Below are 14,588 nucleotides of genomic sequence, written 5' to 3' on the forward strand. Positions count from 1 at the left end.
TTCGGCAGGCTGCGCAGAGGTATGAGAGGAAGGGGCTTTCCGCTCGGCAGAGCGGGAAAGCCCCCGTTTGGTAAATCAGGAGGCCTTGTTGGTCGCCTGGGCCGCGTCACATTCCGCTTGTGTCTTCTGCATGGTGAATCCCTGGCCCTTGCACGAGTTCTGTCCCTTGCAGGAATTGGTGGCCTGTTTGCATGCGCCATGGCCTTTGCAGGACGAAGAGTTCATGCATTTGACCGCGGCCGTATCACTGGCGCCGCTGGGCGATGCAATCGCGGACGACATCGAGCTCATGGCAAACAGGCCGGCAACCATCACAGCCATCGCGGCACCGTTGATCTTGTTGGTCTTCATAGGTAACTCCTGGTAAGTCGTTTGGGCCGCAATCGAATGCGGCATAGGAAATGTCTCGCCGGGTAGGGGCTGCCATATCGCCTCGAGCCGGTCCCGACGATCGCATTCTCGACAGTCACGGGCAGTTCTGACTGTTCCCGAGCATCTCGTTTTTGTGTCCGATCGTCCGGCTTCGGTCGACGCTGTGCAGGACCGGACGCGTAGCAAGAAAGCATGGACGCACGAACATGGTGAGAGCCCGGATGCAAACGCATGATGCGGATTCACCACGTCAATAGGACTTAAGGATGCGCCAGTTCATCGCTGACAGGGCTTCGCGCCTGCTTGATTTACTTCATGCCAACCGTTGGGCCGGACCTCTCGTGGTGCGTCTCGTATTCGGCTATTTCTGGCTGGAGACAGGTATCGCCAAAGTACAGAATCTGGATGGCTTCACTCAGCGCTTTGTCGGCTGGCACATTCCCCATCCCGCGTTCAATGCAGCGCTTTCGGCATGGACCGAACTGCTGGGCGGTCTGTTGATCATGCTCGGATTATTTACCCGCATCGTCTGCATTCCGATGATCGTCAACATGGCCGTCGCGGTCACGTTGGTGGTATCGGCGAATTTGATGGGACTCGACGACTACGTTGAGGCAGACGAGGTGGTCTACAGCTTGATCTTCTTCTGGTTGCTTGTTGCCGGACCAGGCAAGGCCAGTCTCGATACATGGGTGGCGCGCTGGCTCGGTATTCGTACACACGGCTAACTATCCCTACAACGCATGTCCGAAGTGACGTCAGCTCGGCCGTGCCTATGACACACCATGTAACCCGATACATCCGCGTAACGAATGATCGAGTGAATCCCGTCGCAGCATTTTGACAAGAATTCGTAAGGGAAAATGTCACCATGAAAAGATACCTTTTGAGCGCACTCCTCTTGACGCTGGCGTGTAGCGCAATCGCAGATGAGGTGCCATTCAATCAGGCGAAGTTCGATCAGGCCAAGGCAGCCGGCCAGCCGGTAGTCGTCTACTTTCACGCCGACTGGTGTCCGACTTGCCGCGTGCAGCAGCCCATCGTGGCCCGGCTCGCCGCGGAACCGCAGCTCAAGGCGGTGACGATCTTCGAGGCCGACTTCGACACGGAAACCGCGCTGGAAAAAACACTCAAGGTAGGACAGCAGTCAACGTTCGTGGTCTTCAAACACGGACAAGAAGTGTCGCGTTCCACGGGTCAAACCCAGGAGCCGGTAATCCGCGCAACATTGCAGAAGGCTCTGTAATGGATTTTGGCGTAGCCACCTATGCCGTGGCTTTTCTGGCAGGAACAGCTTCGATCCTGTCGCCTTGTGTATTGCCTATCCTGCCGATCCTGATCGCGTCGGCACTATCCAGGCATCGTCTCGGCACGGCGGCGCTAGCACTCGGGCTGGCCCTGTCGTTTGCGGTGGTGGGAATTTTCATCGCGACGCTGGGCGCATCCATTGGCCTGGGTACGGAGACGCTGCGACGCGTGGCGGCCACCCTGATGGTGCTGTTCGGTATGGTCATGCTGTCACCGCGACTGCAGGTCGCGTTCGCCACCATCAGCTCCCGTGTCGGCTCAGGCGGACAGCACGCACTCGGATCGATCAAGGGCGAAGGCCTGGCCAGCCAGTTCGCTATCGGATTGCTCTTGGGTCTCGTCTGGAGCCCATGCGTCGGGCCCACGCTTGGCGCCGCATCCACGCTCGCGGCACAAGGACGGGATCTCGGGCAGATTGCCTTGCTCATGCTCGTCTTCGGGTTGGGTGCCGGCTTGCCGCTGCTACTCTTGGGCGGGCTATCGCATGCCACCATGATGCGGGTACGTGGCTCGCTGTCTTCGATCGGGCACACCGCGAAAGCATTCATGGGCGGCCTGTTCGTGGTTCTCGGCATGCTCATCCTGACCGGCTTCGATCGCAAGCTCGAAGCGGTCGTTCTCTCGATCAGTCCCGAGTGGCTGACGAGGTTGACGACTTCACTCTAACGAGCCGCCTTTGCTGCGGCTTGACACTGTGAGGGGCAAGCCGGGCTAGATAGCGGGTTAAGCGCAGCGCCGATTCAAGCAGGAATCAAAGCGGGTCAGAGCTTGTTCCGAAAGCATCCTCGTTCCGTCGCGGGAGGTGGGCGGCACGGACGTTGGCGCAATGGCCGATCACCATTTCGATCTCGCGCTGAAATCGAGGCGTACCCATTGCACGTTGTTGTTGCACATGGGTGCGAATCCCGGTCAGGCCATCGTCGCTCAACACTTCTTTGAACAGTAGCCGGCAGGCAACGCAGCGTTCCGGCACATCGGCCCCAAGACGCAGATATTCAGTGTGCGGCACGGAATCAGGAATCAAAGCGGGTCAGAGCCTGTTCCGAAAGCATCTTCGTTTCGACGCGGGAGGTGGGCGGCACGGACGTTGGCGCAATCGCCTATCACCATTTCGATCTCGCGCTGAAATCGAGGCGTACCCAGCGCACGTTGCTGTTGCACATAGGCGCGAATCCCGGTCAGGCCATTGTTGCTCAACACTTCTTTGAACAGTGGCTGGCAGGCAACGCATCGTCCCGGCACATCGGCACCAAGACGCAGATATTCAGTGTGCGGCACTACCACCTTGCCTGACAGAGCCTGCGCGTTTGCACGGCAGCTCGATCACGCATCGTCGGCCGGATTGTCCACCTTGGCTGCCCGCACGAGATTCAGTCCTCGGTATCCACCAGCCAAGACTTGTAACGGCTTTCCCACAACCTGCCGGTACGCCGATACCATCCGTTGATGTAGCGCATCTACGGGTGACCCACCCACCGCATCATCCGCGACACCGCGCCAGCCGATGACGGCGTCACCCGCCAATGCACGTGGTTGGTCATCAACACATACACACGTATCGAACAGCCATAGCGGATGGCCGATCCGCTTAATCCGGCAAGATAACGATGGTAGCCGTCTGTCACGTAGAAGCATGGCTGACGATCATTGCCCCGCTGAATCACATGCTGCGGAACATCGGCAAGATCAGGTATGGGTCGCCGCGGCATCCGGAGTCTCCTTCGGCACCACCCCACCCTGCCAAACCGAACATGTCCCGCGTATCCGCCCCCGCCCCTCACCACGTCAGCTACGACGAATCGCGCCTGTGAGAGGATCTGACCCAGTCGGCTTGTAGCTTGCCAGCTAAAAAGTGCACGCTGAGGAATCAGAGCGGGATCAAAGCGGGTCACTGTGACATTTTTTCACTGCCTCGGCAGTAAGCCTTGCGCAGCGGACCGCCAAACGGCAATCTCGGACCGCCCGTTTCCACCAGGTGGAACATGGCGGGGTCATTTTTTTGGGTTCGACGCCCGCTTTCGACGGGGGTCTCAACCAGTCGATCGCCAGCGGAAAGTGCACTCTGGCGTCCCGTCCCTGGCTTGGCTCCAGCGTCAGACCGACATTCGAACATGCGAGAAGAGAACCATGAGCAAAGTATTCGTCAACATTGGACTTAGTCTCGATGGCTACATGGCACCGGAAGGGATGACCATGGGCAAGCCTGAGTACAAGAACTGGGGCGCCAAGTGGGGTGCGATGATGGCCTGGATCTTCAATCAACAGTACTTCCGCGAGAACCTCCTCAAGCTCGGACCAGGGGGAGAGACCGGCCCGGTCAATGACCTGCTTCGCAGCACCAGCGAGCGCATCGGCGCCAACATCATGGGCAAGCGAATGTTCGACCAAGGCGAGATCGCCTGGCCAGAGGAGGCTCCGTTTCACACCCCGGTATTCGTTCTTACCCATGAGAAACGCGAACCCTGGGTGCGCCCCGGCGGGACGACCTTTCACTTCATCAATGACGGGCCGGAGCGTGCCCTGGAGCTGGCTCGGGAATCCGCAGGCAGTCGTGATATTCGTATCGCGGGTGGAGCGGATGTGATCCAGCAGTACCTGAACCTGGGTGTCGTTGATGAGCTGGAAATCGCCTTGGCACCCGTGTTGTTCGGCGGCGGCCGGCGTCTCTTCGAGAACCTAAGCGAGCCCGGGCCGCAGTTTCGCATTGACAGGATTCTCGATGGTCCAGCCGCCACACACTTGCGCTATGTGCGTCAGTGAAGGCGGCCTAACCACCGGTTGCAGCGGACAGTCCGCTGCGCGGCCGCCACTGAACCGGAGCTTGGAGCGTCTGCTATTGGCGGAAGTCCCTGCGCAATGGATGCCAAGGCGACAACCTCGGGGGGTCTGGTTCCGACCCCAAGCTGCCGTCTGCGAGCGTTGGCTTCCGGCAAAGAGTATTCTGCCGCGGGACCGTCGCTATTCGGTAGGAGATTGAAATGCATGACACGAAGGAGCGGTTGTCTCTATTCTGGATCTTCGCGTTTTTGAACTACCTTTATGCGGACGTGCTTGCCCTGTGGGATATTGTTGGCTCGCTAAAGCTAATCGGCGCCCCACATCTCCCACCATGGGCTATGGCGGGTTCAGCGGTCTTGATGGAAATACCCATCGCTATGATTGTGGCGTGTCGGCTACTTCCGTTTAGAGCGAACCGGCTGGCGAACATCATCGCGGGTGCAATTTGCACCCTTGTAAACGGTTCCCTCACCTTCGTTCCGCCTCTTTTCGGTGCCCGCACGCCCGCTCTTCCTGAGTACTTGTTCTTCGCGACGATCGAAACTGTGTGCACTTCGATCATCATCTGGCAGGCGTGGACTTGGTCAGGTGAAGCCAGAAGTTAGTTAGGAGCGGATCGTCTACCGGATTTCTCAAAAACCCTCCACGCAAGCCGCCGCGCTCGCGACAAGATTCGCTTAAATGAGGTCATTGTGAAAAGAGAACGCCTAACTCAGGTCGTCTTGGTGATCGTGGGGCTGTTCAATCTGGCCCTAATTTATTTTCTATACATGGATCTCTGGCACTCCCGCTGGCTTTTGGAGAAGAAGAACGAAGTCGAGCCGATGTTTCTGAGCTTCTTTATTCCGGCCGGGGTCTTTCTACTCATGGCCGCGAGGAGACCATCTGAGCATCGCTCGATGATTGCTCTAGTAGCTTGGTGGAACATCTTCCATGGTGCGGTAATGGCTATTCAAACCGTGGAAGCTTGGATATACGGCGTCCACAGGAACTTTACTGATGTGATCGTCGTCCTTTTGATCGGAGTCGTCTTGTTGGCAGTTCTGCCAGCAAAACGAAAGGAAGTCGCACCTGGAGTTGCGTGAACGAGCGCAGAAGTCCCACACTCTGCGCAGATACCCGAGGGTGGCGCCGTCGAATTAGCTTCAATATCACGCGCTATGGCTTTCGACGGTGTGTATCACGGCGAAATTCTTGAAGCTGCCGCTCGACTGAGCCATCCGAAGTGCTTGCGCTGCCCAACGCAACGCTAAAGGCGCATCACAATTTGCCAGCGGCCTACAACGCGAAGTCTGCCGTGTACGAAGCACGGTCCCATCAATGGCACATGTTCTTCATGCAACGTAGTAATAAGCCAATAATCGACGGTGACGACACCGCGGCGCTCGACATCGCGCGCCCAGGACCTGCCAGGAACGCAGTGCGCGATGAGAGCGTTCGTGGAAGTCCGCCTGTAAATTCCTCCGTCCCTTTATCTTGGGCCAATCAGGGGGGTAGACTCCTCCGCATCAGGGGCGAAAGGTTGTTCTCACGTGGGAGGGCATATGAACGCAAAAGCGATTGTACTTACGATGATGCTTTGCTTGTTCGGGGTATCAGTGTGCTACGCGGGTGACGCCAACATGGGCACCTGGAAGCTGAATGAGGCCAAGTCCACATTAGCTCCCGGGACGTCGAAGAACACCATGGTTGTTTACGCGGTCGCTGGCGACGAAGTGCAAGTGACGGTGGATGGGGTTGATGGTGCCGGCAAGCCGGCGCATAACGAATGGAAAGGCAAGTTCGACGGCAAAGACTATCCGGTCACCGGCGATCCGGCCGCGGACACACGGTCGTACAAGAAAAGTGGCGCTCGCACGCTGAAGTTGACCAACAAGAAGGGCGGGAAAATCACGATTACCGGCAGCGTTGTCGTCTCTGCCGACGGCAAGAGCCGCACGGTCACTGTGAGTGGAACCGACGCGAATGGCAAAAAGGTCAGCAGCATGGCGGTATACGACAAGCAGTAACGGAAACTCTCCGGCATTGGAGTCGCTGAGTTATTTGATAACTTGACCTATGCTGCCCCGCAAGGCGGCGGCATAGGATCAAGTCTGTCAATGGCTGCAAGCGGAAGTTGCTCACCCACGGCGGACAATCCTGGGTATGCATTCAATGCTCGGCTTGCTTCATATTGTTGGCCGGGCGACGGAAGGGTTCGCAAAAGTCAGTGCCTTAGTTGCTGCGTTCAGCGAGTGCGGGCCGATCGGTAACCGGGTACGCACATCCGCCTATCAGGTTGTTCGAGGGCCGAAGAATGAACTTCTTGTTGGTCTTTTATCTCACCTTCGCCGTGCTTATGCTTCTACCTCTTCTCGGCGCATGGTTCATGGTCAGGCGAATGCCTGAATACCGGATATCACTAATTCTTGTGGCAGCGTCTACGCTCCTGCTTACCCCGTCGTGGGGTCTGGCAGCTATTGCTGTTGTCCTCGTTTCGTTTGGGCTCTTGTTCATCGCCGCACTATTCACTTGGCATTGGGGAAGCTTGGGCCGCTGGTGGGCGTATTTTCGGTGTGGCACGCAATGAGAACTTGATCCACAGTCTGATGGCAAACGAGCCAGCGAGCCAAGTCAAGGGGCCTGTATGAGCATTGACGAACAAATCAAGGAATATTTCGCCGCTCAGCCTGAACCAAAGCGCAGTGATATGAAGGAGTTGCATCGCACCATTCTGAATGTAATGCCGAAGTGCAGATTGTGGTTCCTGGATGGCAAAGACGATTCAGGTAAAACCGTTTCCAATCCTAACGTAGGGTATGGAACTCGGACGATCAAGTACACCAACGGAAATGCCAGGGAGTTCTACCAGATTGGCATCAGTGCAAACACAACGGGAATTTCCGTCTACATTCTTGGAATCGAAGACCGGAAACACTTGGCGCAGGCATATGGAAAGGAATTAGGCAAGGCAAAAATAACTGGGTATTGCATTAAGTTCAAAGCGCTGAGCGATATAAGGATAGAGACACTTAAAGCAGCAATACGATATGGCATTGATCAGACAACCATCTAGCATGACTGCCAGAAGAGTCACTGCACATGTGAGTCATCTGAGCTCATTTAGATTCAGATATATCCATGACCCTACAGGACGGCTTCGGGGTCACGTGGGCATGCTGCACGCACTGACAGGTGTGACGGGCGAAAATCGGGGTTCATCTAACCATTCATTCAAGGCGGACTGCTCTGGCGCCCCATGGTCGCCAGCAATCTTGCCTGAGGTCCGCTGTCGCCCCAGATCAAACCTAACGCATGATTGTCCGGAGAGGCAGGGAAACCTGACCTTCCGCGTCGCGCTCAGCTCGCGATTCGATACCAAGGTACGATCGTTCGATCTGATCCGTTGTGATGCTATGGCGCATGGCGCGCGCCGCCAGTCGCGTGATGGCTATTCGCTGCGTTTTTCAATTCGATGAGGAAACAGTCATGCTGAGACAAGCGAAGATAACGGCGATGTTGGCGATGACGGCCGGGTTGATCCTAATGACGTGCGTGCCCGGTGCGAGCGCCGCCTCGCCATTACCCGACCCCTCAAGAGCCGGCGCGGCTGAGCGTCTCTATCGATTGGATTGCGGCCACTCGCTTGCGAACGACGAGTCGGTATGGACTCCCGGAAAAAACGTTGGGCGCAGCATTCAATTCTCATCCACTTGCTGGCTGATCAAGCACGGGGATACATGGTTGCTCTGGGACACGGGTGTTCCCGAGGCTACGCTCAACGATCCACGAGGCTGGTCGACCTTGCCCAAGTTGATCGTGTATCACCTGGACAAATCGTTGACCAGCCAGCTTGCCGAGATTGGTTTGAAACCCGGCGATATCACGTATGTCGCCGTATCTCACACGCATGGAGACCATATAGGCAACGTCGACTTGTTCCCTGAGGCGACAGTCTTGATACAGCGGGCTGAGTACAACTGGATCCATTCCAGCAATGGAACAAACGAAAACGTCAACCAGTTGATGGCCTTGGCGCGCAAGCTGCTCGGTACACCGAAAAAGCTGCAGCTACTCGATGGTGACACTGACGTATTCGGTGACGGAAGCGTTGTCCTGATCTCCACACCCGGGCACACCCCCGGCAGCCAGTCGCTGTTGGTGCACCTGAAAAAATCCGGCTTCATCATCCTGTCTGGTGATGTCGCCCATTCTGCGGAAAACCTTCGGAACGACGTCGTGCCCACCCTCAATACGGATCGCGCGGAATCCATCGCATCGATGGAAGAAATCAAGCGAATGATCGCCACGTACAAAGCAACGATCTTCATCAACCACGACAAGAAGCAAACCGACACGCTCAAGTTGCTCCCTGCCTTTTACGATTAGCGCTATCAATACCTTGCACTCGAGACACTCAACCGCAGGGAGGCGCTCATTTGTCGCATACATGAAGGTGACCATACCAGCCACCCTTCACGCCAAGGAGACAATCATGTCCTACATCGATGGTTTCGTGATCGCCGTACCCAACGCCAACCGCGAACAGTTCATCGCGCACGCCCGTACCTTCGACGCCATTTTCCTGGAGTTCGGTGCCACCCGGGTGGTGGAGTGCTGGGGCGACGACGTGCCCGACGGCAAGCTCACCGATTTCCGCCGCGCCGTGCAGGCGAAGCAGGATGAATCCGTGGTGTTCTCCTGGGTGGAATGGCCCGACAAGGCCACTCGCGATGCCGGCATGGCGAAATTCATGCAAGACCCGCGCATGGAAGCCGCCGGTGACTGTCCTTTCGATGGCAAGCGCATGATCTTTGGCGGCTTCAAGTCGGTGGTTAGCCTGCCGGACTAGGGCGGCCTGAAGCTGCGCGCTTTCAAGGCAACCGCAATATTCACTTCCTAACCCTGGCCTCACCGTTGCCTATCACGTGGCAACTTGCGTTGCCCTTCCCTTCGAAAAAAAGCCCCGCCAATGGCGGGGCCTTTCTCATGGCACGCTCGGTTGGCTTACTTGCCTTTGGCAAACTTGTAGGTCGCTTCAAGATAGAGCGCACGACCATATACGTTGTAGTTTGACGAGTTGTATGGGGTGCCGGTCGTGCCCCCAAAAGGCCGGCAATGCCGGCCTTTCTGCTCCAACCTCGGCTAGTTCAATGGCTTAAAACTTATAGTTAAAGCCCGCGTAGTAGCTACGACCCATGGCGTCGTACAGTGCACTGCCGAAACCTGTTCCAAAAAGGTTTACCGGCGGATTGCGGTCGAACACGTTGGTGATGCCCACATAGGCCTGCATGCCGTTCTTGAATGAATAGCCTGCGCGAACGTCGTTGAAGAAGCCCGCTCCCGCACGAATGGGCGTGGTCTGCGTCGGGTTCGATTGATAGCTTTCATTGGTGACGCGGAGCATCGATGAGAAGTAACGCATGTTCCAGTTGAACAACCAGTTGCTTAGCGTATAAGTCGCGCGTAGCGAGGCCTTCCACTTCGGGAAGCCCAGTGTGCCGTTGTCCTGGACGGTGTCGCTTGGATCGTCCTGGAACGGATGTTCAGTGAAGGCAATGACCTTGGTTGCATTGAGGTCCCAACGCATTTTGCCGCCGAACAACGGGTTCGAATAGTACGCGCCGATGTCGACGCCCGAGGTGCTCGTTGCGGAGATGTTCTGGTTGACTGATTTGATGAAGATCAGCTCGTGGGTTACGGTGTCGCGTTTGGCATCGCTACAATAGATATTGCCAATGCCCGTATTTGCATCTACGCAGTGGTTTGCCGTGTCTTCACCACTTACCGCACTGATGGCATCGGTTAGCTTGATGTTCCAGTAATCCAGCGTGACGCCAAAGTCGGGCAGGAACTTCGGCGTGAGAACCATGCCGGCCGTCCATGTATGACCTGTTTCTGGCTTCAAGTTTGGGTTGCTGCCGGATACCCCTTTGATACTCGCGGAATTGCTTGAGGTCCAGCCGGCCGGGATACCCAGTGCCTGGCAGTTCGCGGCCCGTACCGTGGGATTCGGTGCGTTATTGAGCTGCTTGACCGAACACGGATCGGTAATGAAGAAGTAGTTCTGCGATTGACCGCTGTAGAGCTCATCGATATTCGGTGCACGTACGGCGCTGGACAGGGTGCCGCGCAAACGCACGTTGTCGTCGAGCGCCCAGTCAAGGCCCCAACGCCACGCCTTGGTGTGGCCGTTCGTGCTGTAGTCGGACAAACGTATGGCAGCGTCAAACGTCAGATTCTTCGCCAGCGTACGGCCGCTCAACAACGGCAGTGCCGTCTCGATGTAGCCCTCCTTCACGTCATACGCGCCGCCCGAAGACGGGATCGCATTGAGGAAGGTCAAGCCGGCCCGGTCCAGTGGATCGGTAACCTGGCGGCTGCTCTCGCGGCGAAACTCCAAGCCGGCGGCAATGCTTGCGGCGCCCGCATCGAACGGCATCTGGAACAGGTTGTTGTTGGTTACCGTGCCGCCACCGACAAACTGGGTAAGGCGCGATGTTGTCGTCGTGGTGGTGTTGAACCACTGCGCCGCAGCCGGGTTGACCGCTCCGGCGCCAAAGATGCTTGTAGGCACACAACCACCACCCAACGCGATGGGATTGAGCACCCCACCAACGTTCGGATTCACCGCGTTGGGATTGAGTGTCGAACGACACACGATATTGCCTGTCTTGGGGTCGTGCACGGCGTCGATCGATGCGGCAAAGCGGTCGTTGATGCGGTTGTTGAGGTTATGTCGTGTCTCGTCGGTCACACCATAGTTGAGCGAAGCGTCGTATTCCCAATCGCCCGTGATTACGCCGTTAGCACCGAAGACACCGCGTGTTGTGTTGCGCGACGTATCTTCGCCTCGACGGCCCGCATCAACATCAAGACGGGCAACCTTGATGCTTTTTAGTCTATTGGCATCCATCAGCGCCGCGAGGCTGGGCGAGACATAGGCGTTGTCGCGGGTAATCACATAGGCGCTGGCGTTACTACCGAATGCGGGCGTGCTAGCCGTCGTTACGTCGGTGTGGCTGTACGTACCCTCGAAGTACAGGCGCTGTTCGGGCGTGATGTTAAAGCTCGCGACGCTGCTCAGCGTGGTGCGCTTGTAGTTCGGCTGAAGCTGCAGAAACTGGTTTGTATCGAGGCGATCGCAATCGGAACAACGGCCGGTGTTGTCGTAGATGCCGTTGAACACCTGGTGACGCACGCTGCCATCGGGATTGAACACGTAGCGCTTGGTAATGTCCGTGGACATACCCAGCGAAAAGGTGCCGCCGTTGTAGTTGGTGTAACTGCCGCCATCGCTGGTCAGTGCCGCATCCGTGGGGCCGTTCGGCGTGAGGATGTTTGAGTAGGCCTGGTGACCAAAGCGATCGGCGAATTCCAGTGCATCTTGCTGGCTATGCTCCACCGATACGGCGACGTTGCCGCGGTCCTCGGCGAAGTTCATGCCACCTGTCAGTGAGAACAGATTTTTGTTGAAGCCGCCGTGCTCGGAGGTACCGATCTGCGCGTGGAGGTCAGCGCCCTTGTAATTCTTTTTCAGGATGAAGTTGACCACGCCGGTTACTGCGTCAGCACCGTAGACGGCAGACGCACCACCCGTGACGATGTCCACCCGCTCGATCCAGTCGGCAGGAATCAGATTGACGTCGACACCGGTGCTCCCGGCGCTGGAGCCGACAAAGCGGCGCCCGTTGACCAAGACCAAGGTGCGGTTGCTGCCAAGGTTGCGCAGGTCAAGTTGGCTGTTTCCAGCTGTGCCGATGTAACGGCCGGAGTTGCCCATGGTGTACGTGGTTGCCAGTTGCGGCATCGTTGTCATCAGGTCACCGATATTCACCGCGCCGCTGGCCCTGATGTCGGCGGCCGTCAAGACGCTGATCGGAGTTGTCGAAACCACATTCGGATTCGAGATGTGGCTACCGGTAACGGTGACAGTTTCCAGCTTGGTGGCCTTCTCCCTGGCCTTGGCATCGTCGGTTGTACCGTCTTGCGCTATCGCAGGCCCCATGCCCAGCGCGGCCATGCAAGCCAGCGCGAGAAAATGGCGAGTGCGGATCTGATGAGGATTGTTTGTATTCAATGTACCGTCTCCTTACGGATTGAATGGCAGCTCGGCGCGAGCCTTGTGGCTCCGAATCACACGCACGTCTGATGAATGCGCTGGCTCCCTTGCCGGCGGCATGATGTTGCGATGGACACAGGACCTTACGAAGCCCGGATGCAACCTCGCAGATTCGCCATCGGGTGGGAATGAGAAAATTCTGAGTTTTCTCTGCGGCTCAGAAAGAGCTGCGAACGAAGGTCACGATGCCTTCGCTTGTCAGGCGTGCGCCGAATAGTACGGACTCTGCTTTTGCTTCGTTACTCATGGTGACACTTCTTGGCGTAACCACACACAATCCAATATGCAAATTGGCGTGGACTCGAATAGACGGCCGATCGTCTTTTTTTTGATTATTTGTCGCTTATAGCTGTCGTTTATGCATTTATAAGTTGTAGTAAGCAACGTGACGGGCATGGAAGCTCAGTAGCATGACCAAGGCATCCAAACCCATGAGCGCGCGCGAAGTTTTTGCGAGGAATTTGCGTCAAAGCAGACGCCTCAAAGATCTCTCACAGGAAGCGCTGGCGCTTCAGGCAGGACTGAGCCGTACCTACCTCTCTGAAGTTGAGCGCGGAACACGCAACATCGCGATCGACAACATGGGCCTGCTCGCAGAGACACTCGGAGTTCCATTGTCTGAGCTAGTCAATCCAAGCGCCTTCAAGGTGATAGGCAAAGGCTGAGTCGGACAGAAGCCGGCGTCATTTTCTGACGCCCGGAGAGGGTCTGGAAGTGGCGAGAAATGGACCCCAGGAAACTGGCAGATCATGCGCCGCGAAGGCCTCCCATGAAAATTGACGCAGTCCGCAAGTTCGCAATGGCGCTGGGTCCGGTCACGGAAGAGCCGCACCACGACCACTCGTCATTTCGCGTACGAGGAAAGATTTTCGTCACCGTCCCGCCGTACGAGGATGTCGTTCACATCTTCGTGGCTGAAGAAGATCGAGAGTCCGCCTTGGCTCTGTATCCGGACTTCCTTGAAAAGCTGATTTGGGGCGGCAAGGTAGTCGGTCTGCGGGTGCTACTTGCCGCAGCCAAACCCGCCGCGGTCAAATTACTCGTGAGCAAAGCCTATGAGACACGGGCTCTCAAGGACGCAGGCCGATAACCAACTGGAACACGCAGCCAGGGGATCAAGCCAGCGAAATGAGAGCGGAGGTAGCCAAGCCGCCGACTGAGGCCAACGCAAGAAGATTGCTGCGCAAACAAAAGAACGAGAGCCAGGCCCGGCGCTCGACTCAACTATGCGATCACGATTTGCGCCATCTTGCATGCATACACTGGTTGCTGGCCAAACTAACATGTGGCGATTGTCGAACCTGACTCGCAACGATCACGTCGATTCACATTGGAAATATCTTCCATGCAAACGGTGGCAATACGCCAGCTTCTGGGCAGCGATGCAGCTGCATGGTCAGCGATGCGTCTCGAATCACTTGTGACCGACCCGTTCGCATTCAGCGGCTCCGTCGCCGAACACATGACGTTAGATGTCGAAATGATCGAGGAGCGGTTTAGCCACCCCGCCGACGGTGGCATAAACTTGGGCGCGTTCAAGGATCAAGAACTTGTCGGTATGCTCATCTTCTCGCGCGTCCCAGGGCAGAAGCAGCGTCATAAGGGGCGCATATCAGCCCTCTATGTGTCCAGCTCGCAACGCGACAAGGGAGTCGCGGGTATGTTGCTGAGATGGCTCTTCGATCTGGTCAAACGAGATCCGACGCTGGAACAAATCGTGGTTTCCGTGTCTGCTTCGCAGCAAGCAGCCTGCGATCTCTATCGTTCCTTTGGATTCGAGATCTACGGCACAGAGCCTCGCGCCTTGAAAGTTGGCGAGGTCTATATTGATTCACACGACATGTTTTTGCAGATCGCTGACTTAAATGCCGCCATTTGAGAGGCGTCAGGGCCACGCTGGAGTTACCGAGATTTAGTGGACACCTGATCGGCGGTTTTGGACTTGCCCGGCTCCGGCAGACACTTCGGCCCTATGATTTGAGCATAGGAGGAAGTGCAATGAGCAACCAGAGATTTACTCCGGAATTTA

The 14,588-nt window shown here is 56.8% G+C and carries 18 protein-coding genes; 14 read left to right on the forward strand and 4 right to left on the reverse strand.

Annotated elements, in window-relative coordinates; genetic code table 11:
• Nucleotides 1-75 precede the first annotated feature (75 nt).
• The gene (locus tag HDE77_RS14880; RefSeq protein WP_184418489.1) at nucleotides 76-351 is read right to left on the reverse strand and encodes a hypothetical protein; all 276 of its coding nucleotides are present in this window, start codon (nucleotides 349-351) and stop codon (nucleotides 76-78) included.
• A gap of 287 nt (nucleotides 352-638) precedes the next feature.
• On the opposite strand from HDE77_RS14880, the gene HDE77_RS14885 reads away from it, so the two are divergent.
• The 3 genes from HDE77_RS14885 to HDE77_RS14895 all read left to right on the forward strand — a co-directional run bounded on the left by HDE77_RS14885 (nucleotide 639) and on the right by HDE77_RS14895 (nucleotide 2,346).
• On the forward strand, nucleotides 639-1,100 hold the full coding sequence (locus HDE77_RS14885; RefSeq protein ID WP_184418491.1) for a DoxX family protein: 462 nt from the start codon (nucleotides 639-641) through the stop codon (nucleotides 1,098-1,100).
• 143 nt (nucleotides 1,101-1,243) lie between these two features.
• On the forward strand, nucleotides 1,244-1,618 hold the full coding sequence (locus tag HDE77_RS14890) for a thioredoxin family protein (protein WP_184418493.1): 375 nt from the start codon (nucleotides 1,244-1,246) through the stop codon (nucleotides 1,616-1,618).
• Nucleotides 1,618-2,346, forward strand: coding sequence for a cytochrome c biogenesis protein CcdA (locus HDE77_RS14895; RefSeq protein WP_184418495.1), 729 nt, complete (start codon nucleotides 1,618-1,620; stop codon nucleotides 2,344-2,346). The genes HDE77_RS14890 and HDE77_RS14895 overlap by 1 nt, the downstream gene beginning before the upstream one ends.
• 85 nt (nucleotides 2,347-2,431) lie before the next feature.
• On the opposite strand, the gene HDE77_RS14900 is transcribed toward HDE77_RS14895, so the two are convergent.
• Nucleotides 2,432-2,689 (reverse strand): hypothetical protein, encoded by a 258-nt coding sequence (locus HDE77_RS14900; protein ID WP_184418497.1) that lies wholly within the window; start codon nucleotides 2,687-2,689, stop codon nucleotides 2,432-2,434.
• A gap of 62 nt (nucleotides 2,690-2,751) precedes the next feature.
• Between HDE77_RS14900 and HDE77_RS20580 the strand changes: the two genes are divergently transcribed.
• Complete coding sequence (locus HDE77_RS20580; protein WP_255482746.1) at nucleotides 2,752-2,973, forward strand: hypothetical protein; 222 nt, start codon at nucleotides 2,752-2,754, stop codon at nucleotides 2,971-2,973.
• Between the two features lie 164 nt (nucleotides 2,974-3,137).
• Here HDE77_RS20580 and HDE77_RS20585 read toward each other — a convergent pair whose 3' ends face one another.
• The gene (locus HDE77_RS20585; RefSeq protein WP_255482747.1) at nucleotides 3,138-3,389 is read right to left on the reverse strand and encodes a transposase; all 252 of its coding nucleotides are present in this window, start codon (nucleotides 3,387-3,389) and stop codon (nucleotides 3,138-3,140) included.
• Between the two features lie 418 nt (nucleotides 3,390-3,807).
• On the opposite strand from HDE77_RS20585, the gene HDE77_RS14910 reads away from it, so the two are divergent.
• The 7 genes from HDE77_RS14910 (at nucleotide 3,808) to HDE77_RS14940 (ending at nucleotide 9,289) form a co-directional block, all read left to right on the forward strand.
• Nucleotides 3,808-4,440: a dihydrofolate reductase family protein gene (locus tag HDE77_RS14910; protein ID WP_184418499.1), complete on the forward strand. Its 633-nt coding sequence runs from the start codon at nucleotides 3,808-3,810 to the stop codon at nucleotides 4,438-4,440.
• Nucleotides 4,441-4,658: 218 nt separating this feature from the next.
• Nucleotides 4,659-5,063: a DUF6326 family protein gene (locus HDE77_RS14915; RefSeq protein WP_184418501.1), complete on the forward strand. Its 405-nt coding sequence runs from the start codon at nucleotides 4,659-4,661 to the stop codon at nucleotides 5,061-5,063.
• An 87-nt stretch (nucleotides 5,064-5,150) separates the two neighbouring features.
• Complete coding sequence (locus tag HDE77_RS14920) at nucleotides 5,151-5,543, forward strand: DUF6632 domain-containing protein (RefSeq protein WP_184418503.1); 393 nt, start codon at nucleotides 5,151-5,153, stop codon at nucleotides 5,541-5,543.
• 537 nt (nucleotides 5,544-6,080) lie between these two features.
• Entirely contained in the window at nucleotides 6,081-6,467 is a 387-nt protein-coding gene (locus tag HDE77_RS14925) for a hypothetical protein (protein WP_221444299.1), read from the forward strand.
• A 617-nt stretch (nucleotides 6,468-7,084) separates the two neighbouring features.
• Nucleotides 7,085-7,513 carry a DUF1801 domain-containing protein gene (locus HDE77_RS14930; protein ID WP_184418507.1) on the forward strand — a complete coding sequence of 143 codons (429 nt, stop codon included), beginning with the start codon at nucleotides 7,085-7,087 and terminating at the stop codon, nucleotides 7,511-7,513.
• Between the two features lie 347 nt (nucleotides 7,514-7,860).
• Complete coding sequence (locus tag HDE77_RS14935) at nucleotides 7,861-8,826, forward strand: N-acyl homoserine lactonase family protein (protein WP_221444300.1); 966 nt, start codon at nucleotides 7,861-7,863, stop codon at nucleotides 8,824-8,826.
• Between the two features lie 106 nt (nucleotides 8,827-8,932).
• Nucleotides 8,933-9,289 carry a DUF1428 domain-containing protein gene (locus tag HDE77_RS14940; RefSeq protein ID WP_184418509.1) on the forward strand — a complete coding sequence of 119 codons (357 nt, stop codon included), beginning with the start codon at nucleotides 8,933-8,935 and terminating at the stop codon, nucleotides 9,287-9,289.
• Nucleotides 9,290-9,595: 306 nt separating this feature from the next.
• Here the strand turns inward: HDE77_RS14940 and HDE77_RS14945 are convergent, their stop codons facing one another.
• The gene (locus HDE77_RS14945; RefSeq protein WP_184418511.1) at nucleotides 9,596-12,517 is read right to left on the reverse strand and encodes a TonB-dependent receptor; all 2,922 of its coding nucleotides are present in this window, start codon (nucleotides 12,515-12,517) and stop codon (nucleotides 9,596-9,598) included.
• Between the two features lie 452 nt (nucleotides 12,518-12,969).
• Here HDE77_RS14945 and HDE77_RS14950 point away from each other — a divergent pair, with 452 nt between their 5' ends.
• The 3 genes from HDE77_RS14950 (at nucleotide 12,970) to HDE77_RS14960 (ending at nucleotide 14,438) form a co-directional block, all read left to right on the forward strand.
• On the forward strand, nucleotides 12,970-13,224 hold the full coding sequence (locus tag HDE77_RS14950; RefSeq protein WP_184418513.1) for a helix-turn-helix transcriptional regulator: 255 nt from the start codon (nucleotides 12,970-12,972) through the stop codon (nucleotides 13,222-13,224).
• A gap of 104 nt (nucleotides 13,225-13,328) precedes the next feature.
• Entirely contained in the window at nucleotides 13,329-13,649 is a 321-nt protein-coding gene (locus HDE77_RS14955; RefSeq protein WP_184418515.1) for an MmcQ/YjbR family DNA-binding protein, read from the forward strand.
• 255 nt (nucleotides 13,650-13,904) lie between these two features.
• Nucleotides 13,905-14,438, forward strand: coding sequence for an N-acetyltransferase (locus HDE77_RS14960; RefSeq protein ID WP_184418517.1), 534 nt, complete (start codon nucleotides 13,905-13,907; stop codon nucleotides 14,436-14,438).
• The last annotated feature ends 150 nt before the right edge of the window (nucleotides 14,439-14,588 follow it).

Origin of the sequence: Rhodanobacter sp. MP7CTX1, assembly GCF_014205795.1 — a bacterium.
Classification (GTDB): Bacteria; Pseudomonadota; Gammaproteobacteria; order Xanthomonadales; family Rhodanobacteraceae; genus Rhodanobacter.